Raw genomic sequence first — 17,915 nt, forward strand, 5'->3', positions numbered from 1 at the left:
TCTAATGAAAAAACTACATATAGAGTACTACAAAAGAGGAAGAGAGGTGACTTCGATCATTAGTCATAAGTTAGAGCAGCTTAAAAATCAATTAAAGAATGGAAACGAAAAAGCTCTTTATACTTTTTTGCATGAAATCAAGTCAAATCATACACCACTAATAGAACAATGCCCTATAGATAATCAGTATAAACTTATAACGTATATATGGTTAGGCGATCAAAATACTGAAAATGTTTATGTATTCGGTAGTTTTCCTGGTAGGGATCTGTCTGTAAATCAATTACAACGATTGTTACAGACAGATATTTGGTATGGTACGTTTAGGACGGATAAGAGTTTTATTTCAACGTACTATTTTTCAGCAAACGATGTTTTCGAAAATGATTGGATAAAGCGTAGTGAACAGTACGAAATAGACCAATTTAATCGAAATACATTTGGAGAAGGTACCAATAAAGCTTCTGTGTTAAACATAGGAATGGAGGTGCAGTATAGCAGTCGTTTTCCTTCAAAGGATTATCCATCCGGAAAGATTGAAACATATTCTTTTTATAGTTCGATTTTAAATAACACACGCAAAATTCATATTTATACGCCTCATGATTATTCTCACACTTCACATCTTCAAGAACTTCTCATTGTATTTGATGGGAATTCATTCATTCAGAGCCTTTCAATTGAAAAAACACTTAATTATTTAATTTACGGAAAAGAAATCCCATCGTGTCTTGCTGTTGCTATAGATCCTGTCGATCGATTAGAAGAGCTAACTTATAACGATAAAATGAATGCATTTTTAACGAAGGAATTACTTCCGTGGATTCAAGCTAAGTATCACGTTTATCAAGAAAAGAATCATACAACAATTGCTGGTTTCAGTCTTGGTGGCTTAGCAGCTTTTTATGCAGCACTTCAAAATCCACATATTTTCGGAAATGTGTTGTCAATGTCTGGATCCGTACATTGGAAAAAGGATAATTATGAAAATACAATTCCTTGGATTGAAAATCAAATTTCATCAATAAATTCTAATGCGACTCATCTACATTCTTACATAGCAGTAGGTGAACTCGAAAACGAACCTCTTTTAACGGCTAATAGACGGCTATATAAAGCTTTAGAAGCAAAGAAATACCAAACCACTTACGAAGAGTTTCAAGGTGGACATGATAGCGTATGGTGGCGAGAAAAGCTATTCGATGGATTAAGGGCATTAGAAAATAAAAAGGAGAGAGAATCTATGAATCAAGAAGAACTAGATAAAAAACTAAAAAAACAAGAGATTTTAGTAAAAGATGAGAAAGTTTGGTCTTATACGTATGAGGATCATATTAGTTCTATCGTTAAACAAGCAGAACAGAAAGGAGCTTTTGATCATTTACCTGGTAAAGGGAAACCTCTTAATCTTGATAAAGATCTTTCGTACAATCCTGAAAAGCAACTTTATAGAACTTTAGCAAATAATCATGTTTTACCTAGGTGGATTGAGCTTTCAAAAGAAATTGATGATTTAAAAGAAAAGCTAAAAGAAAATACAAATACTGCAGAAGCAGCGGATTTAATTCGAACTATTAATAAAAAGGTATTAGAACATAATCTACTTTGTCCACCAAGCGCGCAAAAAATGAGGGTGAAAATGGATTTTTAACGATTTTCAATTAAGCTATCGCTTACTATATAATTAAGTTAGGCATTTTCAATTCATTACTAAAAGGAGGCAAATATAGTGAAGAATACGTATCAACTTCAAATTCCGAAAGAACTAGAACAGTATCGTAGTATTTTAGAAGAAAGTGTGAAACCGTATGTTAAAGTGTCTGGAACATTAGCAGAGACAACGCTTTTTGAAAGTAAGTTTGGTGGATATCCGTATTTACCTATAGATCAAGAGCATCCTAAAGACTCAAACGGACAACCTATGATGCTACTTGCGCAGTTAAACCTTGAAGAAATACCAAACATTGAACATATGCCTCAACATGGAATGTTACAGTTTTTCATAAGTGCTGAAGAAGATCTTTTTGGAGCAGATTTTGATCATCCCACAAGCCAAAAAGACTTTCGAATTGTTTATCATTCTACAATCACAGCGGATTTAACTAAGGTGATTACTGATTTTAGTTATTTAAACACTTTAGATTTAGAGAATTTTATCATACCCAAAGCAGCAAAACTAAAGTTTGAGTTGGCATATCAACCAGTAACACCAAGAGATTATCGATTTGAAATGATTTTTAATGATAACATTGATTGGGAAGAAATTGTTGATGAAGAAAATAATACAGAATTAGGCGAACTGTATGATGATTTATGTAAGGATCAAGGACATAAAATTGGTGGTTATCCATTTTTCACACAGACAGATCCAAGGGAATGGGAAGAAAAATACCAGCAACATGACATATTATTGATGCAAATCGATACAGACGATTCATTAAATATTATGTGGGGCGATTCTGGGGTTGCTAATTTCTTTATACGTAAGGAAGATTTGTTAAATCTAGATTTTTCCAATGTCATTTACAATTGGGATTGTTACTAGAAGATATAAATAAAATAATAGCAAACAAAAAATCTTCCTGAAGGTGAGGAGGATTTTTTTATGTTAAAAATAAGCGTTATGTTAACTAGAATAAAAAACAATGAGTGTAATGAAAGTCAAGCCTAAATAACAGAAATAACAACAAATAATGTAAAGTTGTAAAACATGTGCAAATAGCAATTAATTCATTAAGTAAAACATAAAATAAAATTATTAATTTATATTTTGTATAGAAATAATTTTTCTGTATAAAAATTTCTTGCCAATCAAAAATGTTTTTAATTCGTTAAATCTTAAGCGATTATTGATTAAGATTTGCTGTGATGAATTTATAACAAATAAAAACGATAAAAACTGAAGAAATTTGTTTAGATAAGATTTAATGTAAATCTCACCAAAAATCTCCGTTTCGTCTCATTAAGTATAGTTTACTTGGGTTTTGATACCTGGTATTGCTTTGTTTCTATAACTACCTATAATATATATTATGTTAACTAACTTTAAATAATAAACTTATTATAGGTAAGTTAGTTTTGTGATTAGCCTCCCCTCGTTCTTTTTAATCATTCTGTGTGATGGATTGTTTAGTTGTTTGTTTTATAAGTTGTTGATGAAAATGTCTCCAGATATAAATTATATTTAAGACAATAAAAAATGCAATTCGTTTTAACTGAACGCATTAAACGAATTGCATTGATATGATTACGAATAAGTTCTTAAAATTAGTTTGCTACAGCAATTGCTTCGATTTCAATTAATAAGTTATCGTTAATTAACTTTCTAACTTCTACAGCTGAACTTGCTGGTGGATTATTAGTGTCAATGTATTGATCTCGTATATCTCTAACAGTGGCCATTTGAGAAATATCTGTTAAGAAAAATGTTAATTTTATTACATCATTAAATTGTAATTCTAAAGTATCTAATGCACTTTTAATGTTTTCGAATACTTGTCGCGTTTGTATAGCTATATCACCAACACCAACTATTTGACCATCAGTATTGATTGCTACTTGTCCAGATATGTAAATTGTTCGTTTAGCGTTACTAACTTCAACTACATGTGAATATCCAAAAGTTGGTGGCATTGTTTCTGGATTGATAAATTTCTTTTGCAAGGTGTCTCTCTCCTTTTTTATCAAGACAATTGTAAAATCTATGTATTTACTATATTCAATTAATAAAATTAAGAATCCTTTATGATTTAAAAATTAAAAACCTTAGAATAACTATCTTCATACCTATTCTAAGGTTTTTTAGGATTTTATATTCAGTTATCGCTAGTGGACATTGTTAAATTAATCTTTTCATAATCTCTTTTAAATTGATTATCATTTTTTAGCCAACGTTTGAAAGCCGATTCGCTTATTTCTAAATTTGAACAAGTTGTAGCATTACATTTATTTTTCATATATTCTTCAAGGAAATTTTGTTTTCTTTGTTTAACGGCAGTTTGAGTTTGTTTTAATTTTCGATCTTGTAATTGATCTAAACTCAGACTTTCTTTCTGAAACACTTCATATTTTCTATGCAAATAAATACCTTTATCTTTATAAATCCACTTTGAAAATAATTGTATTGATTTTCTTCCAGATAAAATGACACGATAATGTGTATTTTGATTTATTAAATAGGAAGTTAAATTGTGATTTTGTAGTACCTGATTTAAAGAATTCATAAAGTTATATGATCCTCCTACAAAGCTTACTGTATAAGTTTCATACTTGACGTAACCATCCCCATCAAAATATCCACGAACAAAATGATGCAAATATTCTTCTGGTACTAAAGGAAATTCAATGTTAAAAGATTTACATGGCATGATTCCGTGAATATTCATTAGATCGTCTTTTATTACTTTGCTATTAATATTTAGCATATATACGTCTGTTTTTTTATTTAGATATAGTGGCTGGTTGGTGTTTAGTTCTTGTTTTATATCTTCTAAAATGTAATTTTCTTTTTGAGATATACTGACACATTGATTTTCTTTCTGTATAACACCATCTGCTGCTATAAACCCTAAAATATAAGCCATATTGTTTGACCACGTTTTAAAATAATCTTCTGTTATGTCATACTTTCTCTTCCAACTCCCTATAGCGCGCCTTGGTACGTTATTGTCTGATAAAACCATACGAATATACCTTGCAGACACATTAGCAAGCATGGCGATTTCTGAGGTGCTCTTCCCTTCTGCATACAAATGAATGATTTCCGATTTTGATAGTTTACATTTTGAGTTCTTTTTTCTCTCTATTTGCACTTACGTCCTCTCCTTCCTTTCTTTTATTAGAGATATATTTTCTTCTATAACATAAAACGAAACATATGTTCTTTGTTACGTATAAGAAGGAATTTACTAAATAAAAACAATTTACATGTACTTAATATTTGTCTTAGCTGCTGTAGGATTTACATTTTATATATACAAATAATGAATTTGACAAATTTATGAAATGTACAGCATTTAAGGTGAAAGGTAAAATGATTTCGTTTAAACTACAAATAGCTACAATAACAACATACGTATATTGTTAAACGTAAAAAGGAGAACGAATGAAAAAGAAATATATAAATCAAATCGATACTGATGTAAGTTTTAAACCGAAAGATATTATAGGTTTAATGACTGATTACTTAAAAATGAAATCAAAGCTGCGTCCTATAAAGGATTTGCCTATTGTTTTATCAAATAAAAATAATGGACCGTTAGAGAGTGTTACATGGTTTGGACATTCTGCTTCTCTTTTGAAAATAGAAGGTAAAAAACTATTATTAGACCCTATGTTTGGAGATGCCTCTTCCCCATTTCCTTTGTTTAATAGTAAACGCTATAGTGGTACTTTTTCTTTAGAACGTGATGACCTTCAAGAAATTGATGCGATTATCATTTCTCATAATCACTATGATCATTTGAATTACAAAAGTATTATGCAGTTAAAAAATCGCGCAAAATACTTTTATGTTCCAACTGGAGTTGCACAATATCTTATTAAATGGGGTGTTTCACCTAGTAAAATTAGTGAGCATAATTGGTGGGACGAAATTACGTTTGATAATATTAAGTTAGTATGTGCGCCTGCAAGGCATTTCTCTGGACGTGGTATGACAGATAGAGATCGTTCATTATGGTGTTCATGGCTTATTCTTGGTCAAGAGACTAAAATTTTCTTTAGTGGTGATAGCGGTTATGCCCCTCACTTTAAGGAAATTGGTGATAAATACGGTCCATTCGATCTTACATTAATGGAATGCGGGCAATATGATCCGAGGTGGTCTGCTATTCATATGTTGCCTGAAGAAACGGTACAAGCTCATATTGATGTTAAAGGAGAATTACTTCTTCCGATTCATTGGGGTGCTTTTACGTTAGCATTACACGAATGGAGTGACCCGATAGAACGTGTTACGAAAGAAGCTAACCGTTTAGGAGTTAAAATTACAACGCCACAAATTGGCGAATCTATTACGTTAAAATCTACAGACTATCCTTCAACAGCTTGGTGGAGAGAAATTTAATTATAAATAGAAAAAGAGCGAACTCTCTTATAAGGAATTCGCTCTTTTTCTGTATTTAAACTTATTTCACAATATTGGATTTCCCACTATCTAAAACTCTATTTGCTGGTACACTGGACATTTCAACCACTGTATTCATACTCTTATCAGTCAGTTCAATGAGTTCGGTTTCATGTTTTATTTTATTTAAATCCCACACCATCCCATGAAATTCATTATGCTGACCACTTACCTGTATAATGCTTTTTGTTTTATTTGAAGGCTGTATTTGAAGATTTGTAAATTGATTCCCACTAATTTCATTTGGCGTAGTTACTTGACTATCCATATAAATCATATTTACACAGTCTTCTAAAGAAAAGTTCATAAAACGATTGGCATTTATCCAAGCTTGTCCGGTGCTCGTTTTTTTTGCTACTAATTTTAGTCCGGTTTCCATTCCTACAATTTTAATGTTTTCGAAGTTAACAAACGAAATTTCATTTTCTTTTCCAGCAGAGTATAAAGAAATTCCGGTACCTTTATTCGTTTCCGTCCAATTAATAATATTTATATCTTTTATTTGTGTTTTGTTCCAAGTGTTATAATATTTATTTTTACCGTCTAAATAAATAACTTCAGAGTTAAATTTAGGGTCGTCAATAGCTATATACGCTCCTTCAATGGATGCGTTGTTCTCCAGTTCTAGAACTCTAAAGTTTCCCTCAACTACAAATTGGGATCCATAACCAAATAATAATTTCACACCTTTTTTAACAATGATCGGTGACGTAATTTTATACTTCTTATCATCAAGTAATACCGTTTTAATTTTACTAGATTCTGCTTTATTAATAGCAGATTGTATTTTTATTGAATCATTTTCCCCTTTAAAGTTTTCTACATACAAGTTAGTACTTTTAGCTGCATAGTCTTTTTTGTTGTATTGATAAAAAGCAAACATAATTAAAACTATACCAATGAGTAAAACAATTATTTTCTTCATCATACTCACCCCATATCGATTAATCTATGGCTTTTATATTGAGGTTATTATTATTTTACTTTGTATTTCAGATTACCATTGCTGCTTTGTCTATGAATTATATTATGTAGGAATTAGTAAACTGTTTGCTTTACTAATACATCATTCTTATAATGTATTGATTTATGATTTCATAAAACAAAAGTCTGCTTGTACATAATGTAATCCCTTCCTCTATCCCTAATAAGCTCTTACTGGTGATATAAGATGTACTGCTGCAGATTGCTCTCCTGCTTCAATCAATATCGGTCTCATAGAACCACCAAAGCTTAAAGTAATCGTTTCTTCTTTTATTGCTCTTAAAGCATCAACCATAAAACGCCCATCGAAAGATATATTTAATTGTTTTTCACCTTGAATCGCATCTATTTGTTGCGTTTCGGATATTTGCCCAATTTGAGAAGCATTTGAAGAAATTTTAATTGTAGATTCGTTTATGATTTCTAAGTTAACATTGTTATTGGCCCATTCACTTGCTAATAAACTTGATCGGTCTACACCTTGTAATATCTTTTTTCTATCTATGTTAATAATCGTTTTAAAGTCGTTCGGAATAAGCTTGGAAATATTAGGATATTTCCCTTCGATTAGTCTTGAATATAATGTAGTTGTTCCGAGCGTAAATATAATATGACTCTCTGAAAGATAGATATATACGAATTCTGAATTGCTGTTCATTAATTTTAGAAGTTCACTAATGGTTGCGCTTGGTACAATACAATTTGCTTTTACATCTGAGGAAAGCAATGTTTCACGTATCGCTAGTCTATGTGAGTCAGTTGCAGCACAAATTAACTTATTATTAGATAACTCTATATGCACCCCAGTAAGAACAGGTCTAGATTCATTTTTCGCTACCGCAAAGACTGTTTGTTTAAATACTTCAATCAATCGCTCTGTCTCTACTTTGATTTCTGCATGATTGTCTATAAGCGGTACATTCGGAAACTCATCTGCAGGAAATCCATTTAAACTTAATGTGATTTCTTCTGATTGTATCGTAATTAATTGCTCATTCTTACTTTTTATTGCTATATCACTTGGCATTTTCTTTATTATTTCAATGAAATACTTTGCAGGTACAACAATAGTTCCTGCCTTTAAAATAGTTGCAATCTTTTCGTCTTCAATTAAAACAGGAATGAATTTTTCAATAAAAATATTCGAGTTACTTGCAATTAAAGTAATTCCAGATTGATCTGCAGTTATTTTTATACCAGATAATATAGGAATTAAAGATTTTGTTGATATTGCTTTACTTACTTCTGAAAGTGCTTGAGTGAATTGTTTGTGATTAACGATAAACTCCATGTTTTCCCCGCCTTACATGAGATAATATTTTTATGAAGATTGATGAACGATTGTTCCGTTAAAAAAATAAGGTACTGTTTCTTTCTTTTGTAATAAATCTAGTAAATGTTCTGGTATGCGTAAATATGGAGCTGCTATATGTAATTCCATCCAAGTAATCTCTTCAATTTCTTTTGGCCTTGATATATATGTCTCTCCGCCAATTATTTCACCTAGAAAATTAAAGAAAATTGCATGATGATCTCTTTCCTCGAAAAAGGCTTCGCTGATAGAACAAATCCCTTTTACGTTTATATGTAACCCTGTTTCTTCTTTTACTTCTCGAATTACTGCTTCTTCCAATGTTTCTCCTAATTTAACTGCGCCACCTGGTAATGTATAATAAGAACCATTTTCCCCTTTGTTTTTTACCATTAAAATCTTTTCATTAGTTTTATCGTACAAAATCGCGTATGTAACATTAACTTTTTTCATATGTACCTCCTCTATTTTTAATAAAAGGAATTTTCTGTCTTCTATTCATTCTACCATTAACTCCTTTTAATATATATAAGTTAGTTAAGTCTTGCCTTTACCACTATTGGTGGAGTTAATAAGAATAGGCTACTGATATAAAAAAAGAACGTACCTTAGGAAGATTATCCAAAGTACGTTCTTGCAGTTTTAGAATAAAAATTGATTCAATTAATACTGAAATTAATAATAACCTCGCCCTTATTGCATGTGTATTCCAAATACTAATGTTAACAAATTCTATATACTTTTTAGCCGTTTTTCTAAATAATAATGATTATGTCCTTTCGGATGATCTTCACTTACTCCGATTACTTTATATCCATGCTTCTTATAAAAATCAGGCGCCTGAAAACTAAAAGTATCTAAATTGATTAACCTGCACTCTTTTTCAATTGCAAATTCTTCAATAAGTTTTATTAACTTGGTTCCGTAACCTTCATGTCTATATTCTTCAGAAACCCATAGAAAGTCAACGTGTATATGGTGCCAAAAAGTTATTGCTGTTACCCCACCTACTATTTCTTCTTTTTCATTTCTTACTATGAAACTAACCTTTTCTGAAGGTGTTTTTTCTTCATCTGCGAGATATTTTTGATTGTATTCAATTACTTTCTCTCTTATGTAATCACTATCTTCTTGTACCCACTGCTGTACTATTTTCATTTTAAGTGTCACGCTCCTTTTTACTTATCTATTCAATTTTAAAATGATATTGTCCTATCTTTAATGAGTTGGTAAAGAAGCAAAGTTAATGGAATAAAAAAGAGCCCTAGTATGAGGACTCTTTTTAAAATTAAGCTACTTTCCGATGTAAATGTTTTAGTTCCTTTTTCTTCTCTGCATTTGGTGGACGGATTAATATTGAAATAATGAAGGAAATAACACTTAAAATACCGATTATAATGAAGGTTGGTTGAAATCCCCCGAGTATCGCTCCAATAAATGATCCTGCAAGCGCACCAAATCCGAAACCTTGGTAGACAATCCCGTAATTTGTACTATGGTTTTTTAATCCAAAAAAATCTCCGACAATAGCTGGGAATATAGTTATATTACCGCCGAAGCAAAAGGCGACACTTGCTACACAAGCAAAATAGATTCCGTAATTTAGCGGAATAAAACTTAAAGTAAAGACTGACGAACCTATAATAATAAACGTTGCAGAGACAATTTTCATTCGCCCGATTTTATCTGATAACGTCCCAAGAATGATTCTACCTACTGTATTAAAGATCGCAATCATAGCAACGGCGTTTGCAGCGGTTGCTGCGCTAAGTCCAACGAGTTGTACACCGATATCTTTTACCATACTGATTAAATACAAACCACCCATACACGAGGTGAATAACATAAAAAATAGCAGATATACTTGTTTCGTTCGCATCATTTCACGCGGAGTATAGTCATTGTGTAATGTTTCAGTTACAGCATTACTTACAATTGCCTCACGTAAGAAGAACGATCCGATTAACACTAAAAGTAACACGATAATACCCCAATATAAGAATGCTTGTGATACACCAAGGTTATCGATAAGATTTCCGTTTATATATCTAAAGATTAAGCTGCCCATTCCATACGCTGATACAGATATACCTGAAATAAGCCCTTTCCGATTTGGAAACCATTTAATTAAATTAGATAGTGATGTAATATAAGCTGTTCCATCCGCATAACCAACAACGACACCAGCTAATAAATATAATAGTGGTAAGGAAGAAACTTGTGAACTAAGTATTAAGCCGAGTCCTAAAACAATTCCTGCAGTAGCAATAAGTTTCCGAAGTCCTAATTTCTTCTGTAACTTTGCTGCAAATAAAGTTGAGAATGATAAAGAAAAACTTGTTATAGAGAAAGTTATCGCTACTGCATTAAGATTCCATCCAAACTTACTTACAAGGGGTTGATTAAATAAACTCCATGTATAAATTGTTCCAAGTCCAATTTGAACAATGATTGTACCTAGAACAATTAGTAACGGATTTATAGAAGTTTGTTTCATACTAACTGTCCCCTTCTTTTATCTTGACATGAATTTTCACAGTTAGTATATCCATCATAAATTGCAAGATACTCTACGGAAAATGGTAATTAAGTTCATATACACAAAAAGACACTTCATAAAGAAGTGCCTTTTGCAGGTTATATCAGATGTTTCTAAAGAAAGCTTTGTTAAGATAAGCCATTTTCAAATGCTTATGTATATATGTTATCAAATAATTTCTTATATGTGATGAGACTTAAGACGTATTTTTCATTCATCATATAGTCGGATGAAAAATTAATATTCGATTTCATCAAAATCCTTCGGCTGCGGTACAGTTTGCATATTAGCTGCATCTTTAGGATCGCTATAAATCGCATTTTGCTCTGTATTTACATCTTTTATATTTTGTTTTTTATTTTTGTTCACTTTATCTTTCACTTTCAATCACTCCTTTTTGTTATAGGAGTAATTATGCCCTATTACCGTTACTAAATGTATCAGCGACTAAATTACTAAATTCACGTAAATAATATAAGTAATTATCACCGCCGTAGTTATATCTTTTGTTATACATTTTTGCAACAACTACATTATATTCAGGTATTACTAAAATGGTCGGTCCAGTAATCCCTAATATTTGATAAGACCCTTTTGGAACACGTTCACCAAGTTCGCTTAATTGTGCAGGTTCATTTTGAACGAACCAAAACAAGCCATTTTGTGGTAGCTCTTTATTTACATATGTTGGACTCTGCAAACTCGTAGCGATTTTTATAACTTCTTTTGGAACAATTTGTTTATCATCTATCCTACCTTGATTTAAATGAAGATTGCCCCACTGCGCAAATTCTCTAGCTGAGACAAACAAATTTTTTTCAGTACCGTCATCTACCGTACTAATTTCACTAATTGCGTCTTCATTTGGATTATTAACAACGTCAACTAAATTTTCATCTCGCTGAACTCTCCAACCTGTTTCTTGAAAATTAGCAGGCTTAAAAACACGCTCCTTTAACAATTCAGGAAAACTTTTGTTATATAGCTGATAAATAAGACGTGTCATCATTCTTACATTAATATCTCTATACGCCCATGATTGTCCCGGTTCAAATTCACGAAAAATTGTCCTGTCATTCGTTTCTTCTAATCCGTGCGAATGTGTTACTAAATGTCTTATCGTCGTTTTACTAAGCAATGCAGGATCAAAGTCTTTAAAATATTTTATCGCTTCATCATCAATAGAGTTTATTTTTCCCTCATAAAGCGCATACGCTATCATTAATCCTAAATAACTTTTTCTAGCAGAAGCAACGTTAAATTGTGAAGATTCCGTTACTTTCTTGCTTGTAGATGTATTTGAGTGATAACCACTATAATGCTCTAGTACGATTTTATTATCTTTTATAATACAAAGTGCTGTAGCAGAACTATGATTTTTTTCTTTTATATCCTCTCCCCAAGAAATCAACTTATCATATGTATACAAATAAATCCCCCTTAATACACATCAAAATTACAGTATGAAAGAAAAGTGCAAAATAATTTTCACACCTTTCTTTCAAGTAAAATAGCTTTGATGTTCTATACTTAAATAATCCACCAGTTCCAGCAATTAAAGCAACCAAAACATCCAGCGCAGCCTACACATCCGCCACATCTGCCGCCGCAACCACCGCAGCGTCCACCACAACCTCCGCATCCGCCGCAACGACGTACATCGCCTTGAATGTAATAATATGGATATTGATTTTGTTGTTGATCCCAATACACAACATTGCCAGTTTGATAATCATTAAGGTTTAATGATTGTAGTTCTTGTTGAAACTGATTCATTATAAAACCCTCCATTTATAAATGTAAATTCCGTCCAAATATTAGAGTTAATAAATTCTTGTACACAAAGTAGAAACAAGACTATAGACTAAATACGTACATCAACAAAATATGAACTTACACTAGGTGATGTACCTTGTTTTTCAGCCTATTTTCTTTATATTCATTCGATGGACGTATTTACTATAAATAAAGTGATTTAAAAATTACTAATCCAACAATTTAGTAGTTCATCACTTAACTTTCTTTCTAGTAATTCCTTCACTAAAGGCATTGGCATGATTTCATAATGATTTAAGGCTTCTTTATTATAATCTATCCAGTGAAATGCTAAATGAGACTCGCTAGATTTCGGTGTTAAGTCCGTATGTAAATCTTGTGACTCTACTTCAAAAATGTGGTTAATTTCATGATGAAGCACTTCTTTATCTTGCCATTGATTTTCTATGACTCCTAAAAATTGTTGTATACTACAGTTTACTCCAAGTTCTTCTCTTAACTCTCTTATTAATGCATTCTCTGCTGATTCTCCAATTTCAATATGGCCACCAGGTAAAAAATAATGATGGCCAATATATTCAGCAACTAATAATTTTTCATCTTTTATCATGACTGCTCGTACAATATGATGGAATTTACTTTTCAATTGATATCCCTCCTAGTTATTCAATGTATAGTTGCTCAAAATAGTCATTTAGTATTGGTATAATATAAATCATAGGTGTTTCATACGGATGAATATCATTAATAACTTCAAGAGCATCTTTTACAAGTTCTCGTTTACACTTTATTTCAACTTTACATTCTTGCCCTTCGCATATTCGCCCAATTTCTCCATTAAAAGGAGATGCCTCGTCTAAAGGTCTCCAATATCCTTTCACTGAACTATAGGAAAGACAATGGTCATATTCGCCCGTTTTACATGCTCCAATTTTATTTAATTCATCCCTTAACGTTTCAATATATTCTTCAGGAATGAACACTTCAATTTTCACTTCAGTAAATTGCATATTTCATTTCACACCTTTACTTCCTAATAGTTAAACAAATAAACGATATACTTGCTCACCATCATACTCCTGTCCTAATGATATGAAACCATATCGTTCATATAGTTTCTTTGCAGAGATATTATCTTTATGTACTGTTAATCTAATTTCTTTACACGCCTTAAACGTATTTTTTATTATATTAATACTTTCTTGTAATGCTGCTTTTCCATAACCATTACCTTGCTGCGATTGATCAATAATAAATCCGTTAATCCAATACATATCCGATGTCTCTCTTACAACAGCATGCATAACAAAACCAACCATAAGGTCACCATCGTATATAGCGAATGGTATGTACTCTACATTGTCACCATCTGGTTTTATATATACTTTAGCAAGCGAAACTGCTACGGATGGCACAAATTTCAACTGATTTCCTTTAACTTGTAGCTTTAATGCTGCTTCCCAATTTTCTCTCGTAACAACCTTTAACTGGACATTCAATATTGTAAGCTCCCTTATATAGAGGATGTATGTTTATATTCAACGTAGCGAAATAATTCCCTTTTTCGACAACAACTTATAACATGATTTTTATAAAATCTTGAATGAATTTTTGTTCATCTATTTCTAGTGCTATATGGGCTCCATCAGATATAGAGCTAGGGCGAAAATCAGCAAATGTTTGTCCTTTCGTATCTCCGTATGTATCTACATTTACTGTAAGATGCACAAATTCAAAAAAACTTGGATTTACTAATCCGCTTATTGCAACCACATCATGTAGCAAAGGTCCTTCCATAGATGGATTAAGTTTTTGGTATGCGGATAGATAGTAATCATACATTGGTTTCATTATCATATGAAATGGATTCTTTGTATTAGCTTGAATATAGTTAAATACATTTGGTGTTAACACAGCTTTGTTTGTTACATTTAAAGGGAATATGAATAAATTCTTTGCTTGATGGAAAACAATTTTACTTGCTATCGGATCTCCATACACGTTTGCCTCTGCTAATGGCGTAACGTTTCCTACTTCTAAAAAAACACCACCCATGAAATAGATTCCTTTTACATTTAGCATTAAATTATTCCATAAATTAAAAGCAAGTGCTAACGAGGTAGATCTTCCTACATCAACAATCGTTAAATCTTTTCCGTACTTTATAAGAATCGCAGCAATACTGCCGAAATTATATATTGGAATAGATAATATATTTTCTGGAACATGGATGGGTCCTAATCCTTCTGCTCCGTGAATTTCAGGATAGTACGTAGTGATTTCTTCTGTAAGTGGTTTTGTTGCACCACTAATGACAGGAATGTCTTGTCTATTTGCTAACTGTAAAATATACGCTGCATTATGTGCAGCATGTATATGCTCAACATTTCCGTATCCGGTTACAATACCGACAATTTCAATTTCGGGATGCAGTAAACCATACATAATGGCAAATGAGTCATCAATACCTGGGTCTCCGAAAAACAATACTTTTTCCAAGAAATACTCTCCCCTCATAAAAACATAGAGTCATCAATAACTATGTATATGAAAAAAGCAAGTATATCTATGCGAATTTTAGGATGGATAATGTTTTACAAAATATTAAAAAGGAACTAGCCTATGCTAATTCCTTTCTTGAGTAACCATTCTCAAATTTAATTAGTTATCGTATCCTTCATAAATTGCATCATTTATTTGATTTTGTATTTTTTTATCATCAGGTACAGGTTTCCACCAATTTCCTGTAATAAATAACATAGTTAATAAATTATAACTATCACTAAAATAACTTTCTTTCTTATTCTTCATCCAATCCCAACCGCTATTTACCCACTTTTGATTATTGCTACTCGTTATACTTGCAGCAATAAACGGTGAAACAAATACAGCAGTTGAATAACTACCAATATTGGATCCGTTTAATTGATAACCATCCACAATTTTAGAAGGATTTCCATTCGTTTTATTTTGAATCCATGAAGAGACTTTATCAGAAATGACTTTACTTCTTTTCTCGCCGTACATCGCATAGTCCATTACAATTCTCAATGGTACCCGACTAGCATTGTAATAATATGCATTTGTATATTCTGACTCATCTAAGAAGTCTTTAGGTGCGGGTTGTGGTGGGTTTTTTACAACGAAATCTGAAATAAGTCCTGTATTTGGAGAGTACTTATTACTAAATTGCGTATAAACATCGTACAAATTATTAATAACAGTAAGCCAAGTTTTATCACCTGTAAATTCATAAAATGCTCTAAGGTGTGACATCATCCAATCAGATGGTCTCGTATCAAGTGAACTTTTAGAATCCCAATCTCCTAAATTTAGTCGATTATTATTTGTAACATTACTAGCTTTAATACCTTTTGTAATCATGTCTTGTGCTTCTTTCAAATAATTAACTGTTCCATTAGATCCCCACTGCTTATGAGCAAGAAGAAGAGAATACGCAATATCTAAATCTCCATCAGTAGCAGAATCAAAATGACCTTGTGCTTTTTTACTATCTGCGACAACCCATCCCATTAAATTAGGATTTTGAGAACTTTTAAAAGTTCTTGCTGTTTTAAATAAACCGTCATAGATTTTTTGAGCATTCGAATCATAACCAGCCATTAATACTGTAATTATCATCCCATACCCTTGACCTTCTGAAGTTCCAAGTGGCTTAAACCCATCAGCATCCCCTGTAATCTCTCCTTTTACATAATAACCACCAGGTAAAGAAGATAAATCATTTTTCAAATATTTCTTTTTCCAATTATCGTAGTAACTTCTTACAGAAGCATTTAAACTTTCCTGTGTAACATGATTCGGTTTTATAACACCTGCATAATTAACTTGCTGGGGAAATGGTTTCATCTCCTTTGCAGCAGCTACTTGTTGATTAACTACGGGAATAGAATTTTGTATTGAATTGTCCGTTACACTTGCTGCGAAACTAGAATTAGAAAAACTAGCTAGTCCAATTCCTACAATAGAAATACATGTGAAAATTTTTCTTTTTCCATTCATTATGTTGTCAGCTCCTTTTAAAATGCTTACTACATAAAATGTAACATACAATATTTAACTGAAATACAAAATATTATATTTATCAACATAAGAAAGAAACTATATAAAAAAGTATCATAAAATTATTATTGAATTACATTATACGGATTGATTATTTGCTAAATTCCTATGTTTTTCTTTTCTTAATACTGGTATATGAGCAATCACAATTCCAAGTATAGTAATCCCTCCGCCAATTATCGAAACTAAAGTTGGCACTTCTCCTAACCATATCCAAGCAATGAAACACGCCGTTATTGGCGTTAAATATAGAGAACTTGTTGCTTCAGAAGCACCAGCACGAGATATAATATAGGCCAATGCAATATACGGGAGTACTGTTGGAAAGACACCTAAATATATAACACTCAAGTTAACTTCAAGAGGAGCTGCTAATATTTCTTGATAAACTCCGGGTAAGAAAATAAGCATACATACAGTACTAGAAAAAATTGTATATATGGTAAATGGTAAGAAACCGTATTTTTTTAAGTAAGATGTTTGGAAAACGAAAAATAGACTTTCTGAAATCGCCGCTAACAATATAAATAACCCCCCGCTATTTAATTGAATAGCGTCGCCTTGGCTAAATGAAATTAAGGCAATTCCTGCAAAACTCATTACACCACCGATCCAGCCATTTAATTTCATTTTTTCATTCAAAAAAACAGAAGCAAAAATTGCCGTCACTATTGGAGTGACTGAAATTATTAAACTTGCAGATCCAGCATTGACTGTTTTTTCGCCGTAATTTAATGCGATGTGATAAATAGTAAACCCTAAAGCACCAAATATAAAAATTGCTGGGATATCCTTTAAATCCGGTAGTCGTAGTTTGTATATAAATGAAAATAACAAAAGTATAAATGAAGCGATTAATAAGCGTAGTAAAGTAAGGTGTTCAGGCGTATAAGATTCAAGCCCCATACGAATTGCTGGAAAAGCAGTTCCCCATATAAGAATTGTAAAAGCGTGAGCACATATAATGCGTAAATCCCATTTTTTATTATGCATATTTTCTCTCCTTCCCTAAAAAACCAACCATTTTTAAATTACCAATTATTTCTTTTCATCATATTTAATAGTTGATACAATGTCTTCAACCAGTTATTTAT

19 protein-coding genes are annotated in these 17,915 nt (G+C 31.7%); 3 read left to right on the plus strand and 16 right to left on the minus strand.

Annotated features, from left to right (window positions below; genetic code table 11):
• Window positions 1-46 precede the first annotated feature (46 nt).
• Both M1D66_RS13985 and M1D66_RS13990 read left to right on the plus strand, forming a co-directional pair.
• Window positions 47-1,651: a DnaJ family domain-containing protein gene (locus tag M1D66_RS13985; RefSeq protein ID WP_242554523.1), complete on the plus strand. Its 1,605-nt coding sequence runs from the start codon at window positions 47-49 to the stop codon at window positions 1,649-1,651.
• A gap of 78 nt (window positions 1,652-1,729) precedes the next feature.
• Complete coding sequence (locus M1D66_RS13990; protein WP_000799803.1) at window positions 1,730-2,545, plus strand: YwqG family protein; 816 nt, start codon at window positions 1,730-1,732, stop codon at window positions 2,543-2,545.
• A 722-nt stretch (window positions 2,546-3,267) separates the two neighbouring features.
• On the opposite strand, the gene M1D66_RS13995 is transcribed toward M1D66_RS13990, so the two are convergent.
• Both M1D66_RS13995 and M1D66_RS14000 read right to left on the minus strand, forming a co-directional pair.
• The gene (locus M1D66_RS13995) at window positions 3,268-3,663 is read right to left on the minus strand and encodes a RidA family protein (protein ID WP_001169711.1); all 396 of its coding nucleotides are present in this window, start codon (window positions 3,661-3,663) and stop codon (window positions 3,268-3,270) included.
• 152 nt (window positions 3,664-3,815) lie between these two features.
• Window positions 3,816-4,811, minus strand: coding sequence for an LAGLIDADG family homing endonuclease (locus M1D66_RS14000; RefSeq protein WP_088859529.1), 996 nt, complete (start codon window positions 4,809-4,811; stop codon window positions 3,816-3,818).
• A 293-nt stretch (window positions 4,812-5,104) separates the two neighbouring features.
• Here M1D66_RS14000 and M1D66_RS14005 point away from each other — a divergent pair, with 293 nt between their 5' ends.
• Window positions 5,105-6,067, plus strand: coding sequence for an MBL fold metallo-hydrolase (locus tag M1D66_RS14005; protein ID WP_242554524.1), 963 nt, complete (start codon window positions 5,105-5,107; stop codon window positions 6,065-6,067).
• A gap of 61 nt (window positions 6,068-6,128) precedes the next feature.
• On the opposite strand, the gene M1D66_RS14010 is transcribed toward M1D66_RS14005, so the two are convergent.
• The 14 genes from M1D66_RS14010 to M1D66_RS14075 all read right to left on the minus strand — a co-directional run bounded on the left by M1D66_RS14010 (window position 6,129) and on the right by M1D66_RS14075 (window position 17,814).
• Window positions 6,129-7,052, minus strand: a complete 924-nt coding sequence (locus M1D66_RS14010) for a hypothetical protein (protein WP_242554525.1) — start codon at window positions 7,050-7,052, stop codon at window positions 6,129-6,131.
• A 219-nt stretch (window positions 7,053-7,271) separates the two neighbouring features.
• Window positions 7,272-8,402, minus strand: a complete 1,131-nt coding sequence (dnaN, locus tag M1D66_RS14015; protein ID WP_242554526.1) for a DNA polymerase III subunit beta — start codon at window positions 8,400-8,402, stop codon at window positions 7,272-7,274.
• Window positions 8,403-8,432: 30 nt separating this feature from the next.
• Window positions 8,433-8,876: an NUDIX hydrolase gene (locus M1D66_RS14020; RefSeq protein WP_000757601.1), complete on the minus strand. Its 444-nt coding sequence runs from the start codon at window positions 8,874-8,876 to the stop codon at window positions 8,433-8,435.
• 279 nt (window positions 8,877-9,155) lie between these two features.
• Window positions 9,156-9,581, minus strand: a complete 426-nt coding sequence (locus M1D66_RS14025) for a GNAT family N-acetyltransferase (RefSeq protein WP_000706904.1) — start codon at window positions 9,579-9,581, stop codon at window positions 9,156-9,158.
• Window positions 9,582-9,711: 130 nt separating this feature from the next.
• Window positions 9,712-10,920, minus strand: coding sequence for an L-lactate MFS transporter (locus M1D66_RS14030; RefSeq protein WP_000815120.1), 1,209 nt, complete (start codon window positions 10,918-10,920; stop codon window positions 9,712-9,714).
• A 279-nt stretch (window positions 10,921-11,199) separates the two neighbouring features.
• Window positions 11,200-11,343, minus strand: coding sequence for a hypothetical protein (locus M1D66_RS14035; RefSeq protein WP_000653680.1), 144 nt, complete (start codon window positions 11,341-11,343; stop codon window positions 11,200-11,202).
• Window positions 11,344-11,374: 31 nt separating this feature from the next.
• The gene (locus tag M1D66_RS14040) at window positions 11,375-12,391 is read right to left on the minus strand and encodes a serine hydrolase domain-containing protein (protein WP_242554527.1); all 1,017 of its coding nucleotides are present in this window, start codon (window positions 12,389-12,391) and stop codon (window positions 11,375-11,377) included.
• Window positions 12,392-12,492: 101 nt separating this feature from the next.
• A complete protein-coding gene (locus tag M1D66_RS14045) occupies window positions 12,493-12,738 on the minus strand; it encodes a heterocycloanthracin/sonorensin family bacteriocin (protein WP_001071385.1) in 246 nt (81 codons plus the stop codon).
• A 199-nt stretch (window positions 12,739-12,937) separates the two neighbouring features.
• Window positions 12,938-13,384, minus strand: a complete 447-nt coding sequence (locus M1D66_RS14050; protein WP_000836823.1) for an NUDIX domain-containing protein — start codon at window positions 13,382-13,384, stop codon at window positions 12,938-12,940.
• A 16-nt stretch (window positions 13,385-13,400) separates the two neighbouring features.
• Window positions 13,401-13,748 (minus strand): divalent cation tolerance protein CutA, encoded by a 348-nt coding sequence (gene cutA, locus M1D66_RS14055; protein ID WP_001160789.1) that lies wholly within the window; start codon window positions 13,746-13,748, stop codon window positions 13,401-13,403.
• Between the two features lie 30 nt (window positions 13,749-13,778).
• Window positions 13,779-14,237, minus strand: a complete 459-nt coding sequence (locus M1D66_RS14060; RefSeq protein WP_242554528.1) for a GNAT family N-acetyltransferase — start codon at window positions 14,235-14,237, stop codon at window positions 13,779-13,781.
• A 76-nt stretch (window positions 14,238-14,313) separates the two neighbouring features.
• The gene (locus M1D66_RS14065; protein ID WP_242554529.1) at window positions 14,314-15,237 is read right to left on the minus strand and encodes a nucleoside hydrolase; all 924 of its coding nucleotides are present in this window, start codon (window positions 15,235-15,237) and stop codon (window positions 14,314-14,316) included.
• 162 nt (window positions 15,238-15,399) lie between these two features.
• Window positions 15,400-16,761 carry a family 8 glycosyl hydrolase gene (locus tag M1D66_RS14070; RefSeq protein WP_071740716.1) on the minus strand — a complete coding sequence of 454 codons (1,362 nt, stop codon included), beginning with the start codon at window positions 16,759-16,761 and terminating at the stop codon, window positions 15,400-15,402.
• Between the two features lie 138 nt (window positions 16,762-16,899).
• A complete protein-coding gene (locus tag M1D66_RS14075; RefSeq protein ID WP_000551617.1) occupies window positions 16,900-17,814 on the minus strand; it encodes a DMT family transporter in 915 nt (304 codons plus the stop codon).
• Between the last annotated feature and the right edge of the window lie 101 nt (window positions 17,815-17,915).

This window comes from Bacillus sp. PK6-16 (assembly GCF_056530295.1).

Bases quoted from the DNA above. Each gene is read 5' to 3' on its own strand.
- M1D66_RS14010 (WP_242554525.1), bottom strand. From the start codon at position 7,052: ATGAAGAAAATAATTGTTTTACTCATTGGTATAGTTTTAATTATGTTT.
- dnaN (WP_242554526.1), bottom strand. From the start codon at position 8,402: ATGGAGTTTATCGTTAATCACAAACAATTCACTCAAGCACTTTCAGAA.
- M1D66_RS14005 (WP_242554524.1), top strand. From the start codon at position 5,105: ATGAAAAAGAAATATATAAATCAAATCGATACTGATGTAAGTTTTAAA.
- M1D66_RS14045 (WP_001071385.1), bottom strand. From the start codon at position 12,738: ATGAATCAGTTTCAACAAGAACTACAATCATTAAACCTTAATGATTAT.
- M1D66_RS14025 (WP_000706904.1), bottom strand. From the start codon at position 9,581: ATGAAAATAGTACAGCAGTGGGTACAAGAAGATAGTGATTACATAAGA.
- cutA (WP_001160789.1), bottom strand. From the start codon at position 13,748: ATGCAATTTACTGAAGTGAAAATTGAAGTGTTCATTCCTGAAGAATAT.
- M1D66_RS14070 (WP_071740716.1), bottom strand. From the start codon at position 16,761: ATGAATGGAAAAAGAAAAATTTTCACATGTATTTCTATTGTAGGAATT.
- M1D66_RS14030 (WP_000815120.1), bottom strand. From the start codon at position 10,920: ATGAAACAAACTTCTATAAATCCGTTACTAATTGTTCTAGGTACAATC.
- M1D66_RS14020 (WP_000757601.1), bottom strand. From the start codon at position 8,876: ATGAAAAAAGTTAATGTTACATACGCGATTTTGTACGATAAAACTAAT.
- M1D66_RS14075 (WP_000551617.1), bottom strand. From the start codon at position 17,814: ATGCATAATAAAAAATGGGATTTACGCATTATATGTGCTCACGCTTTT.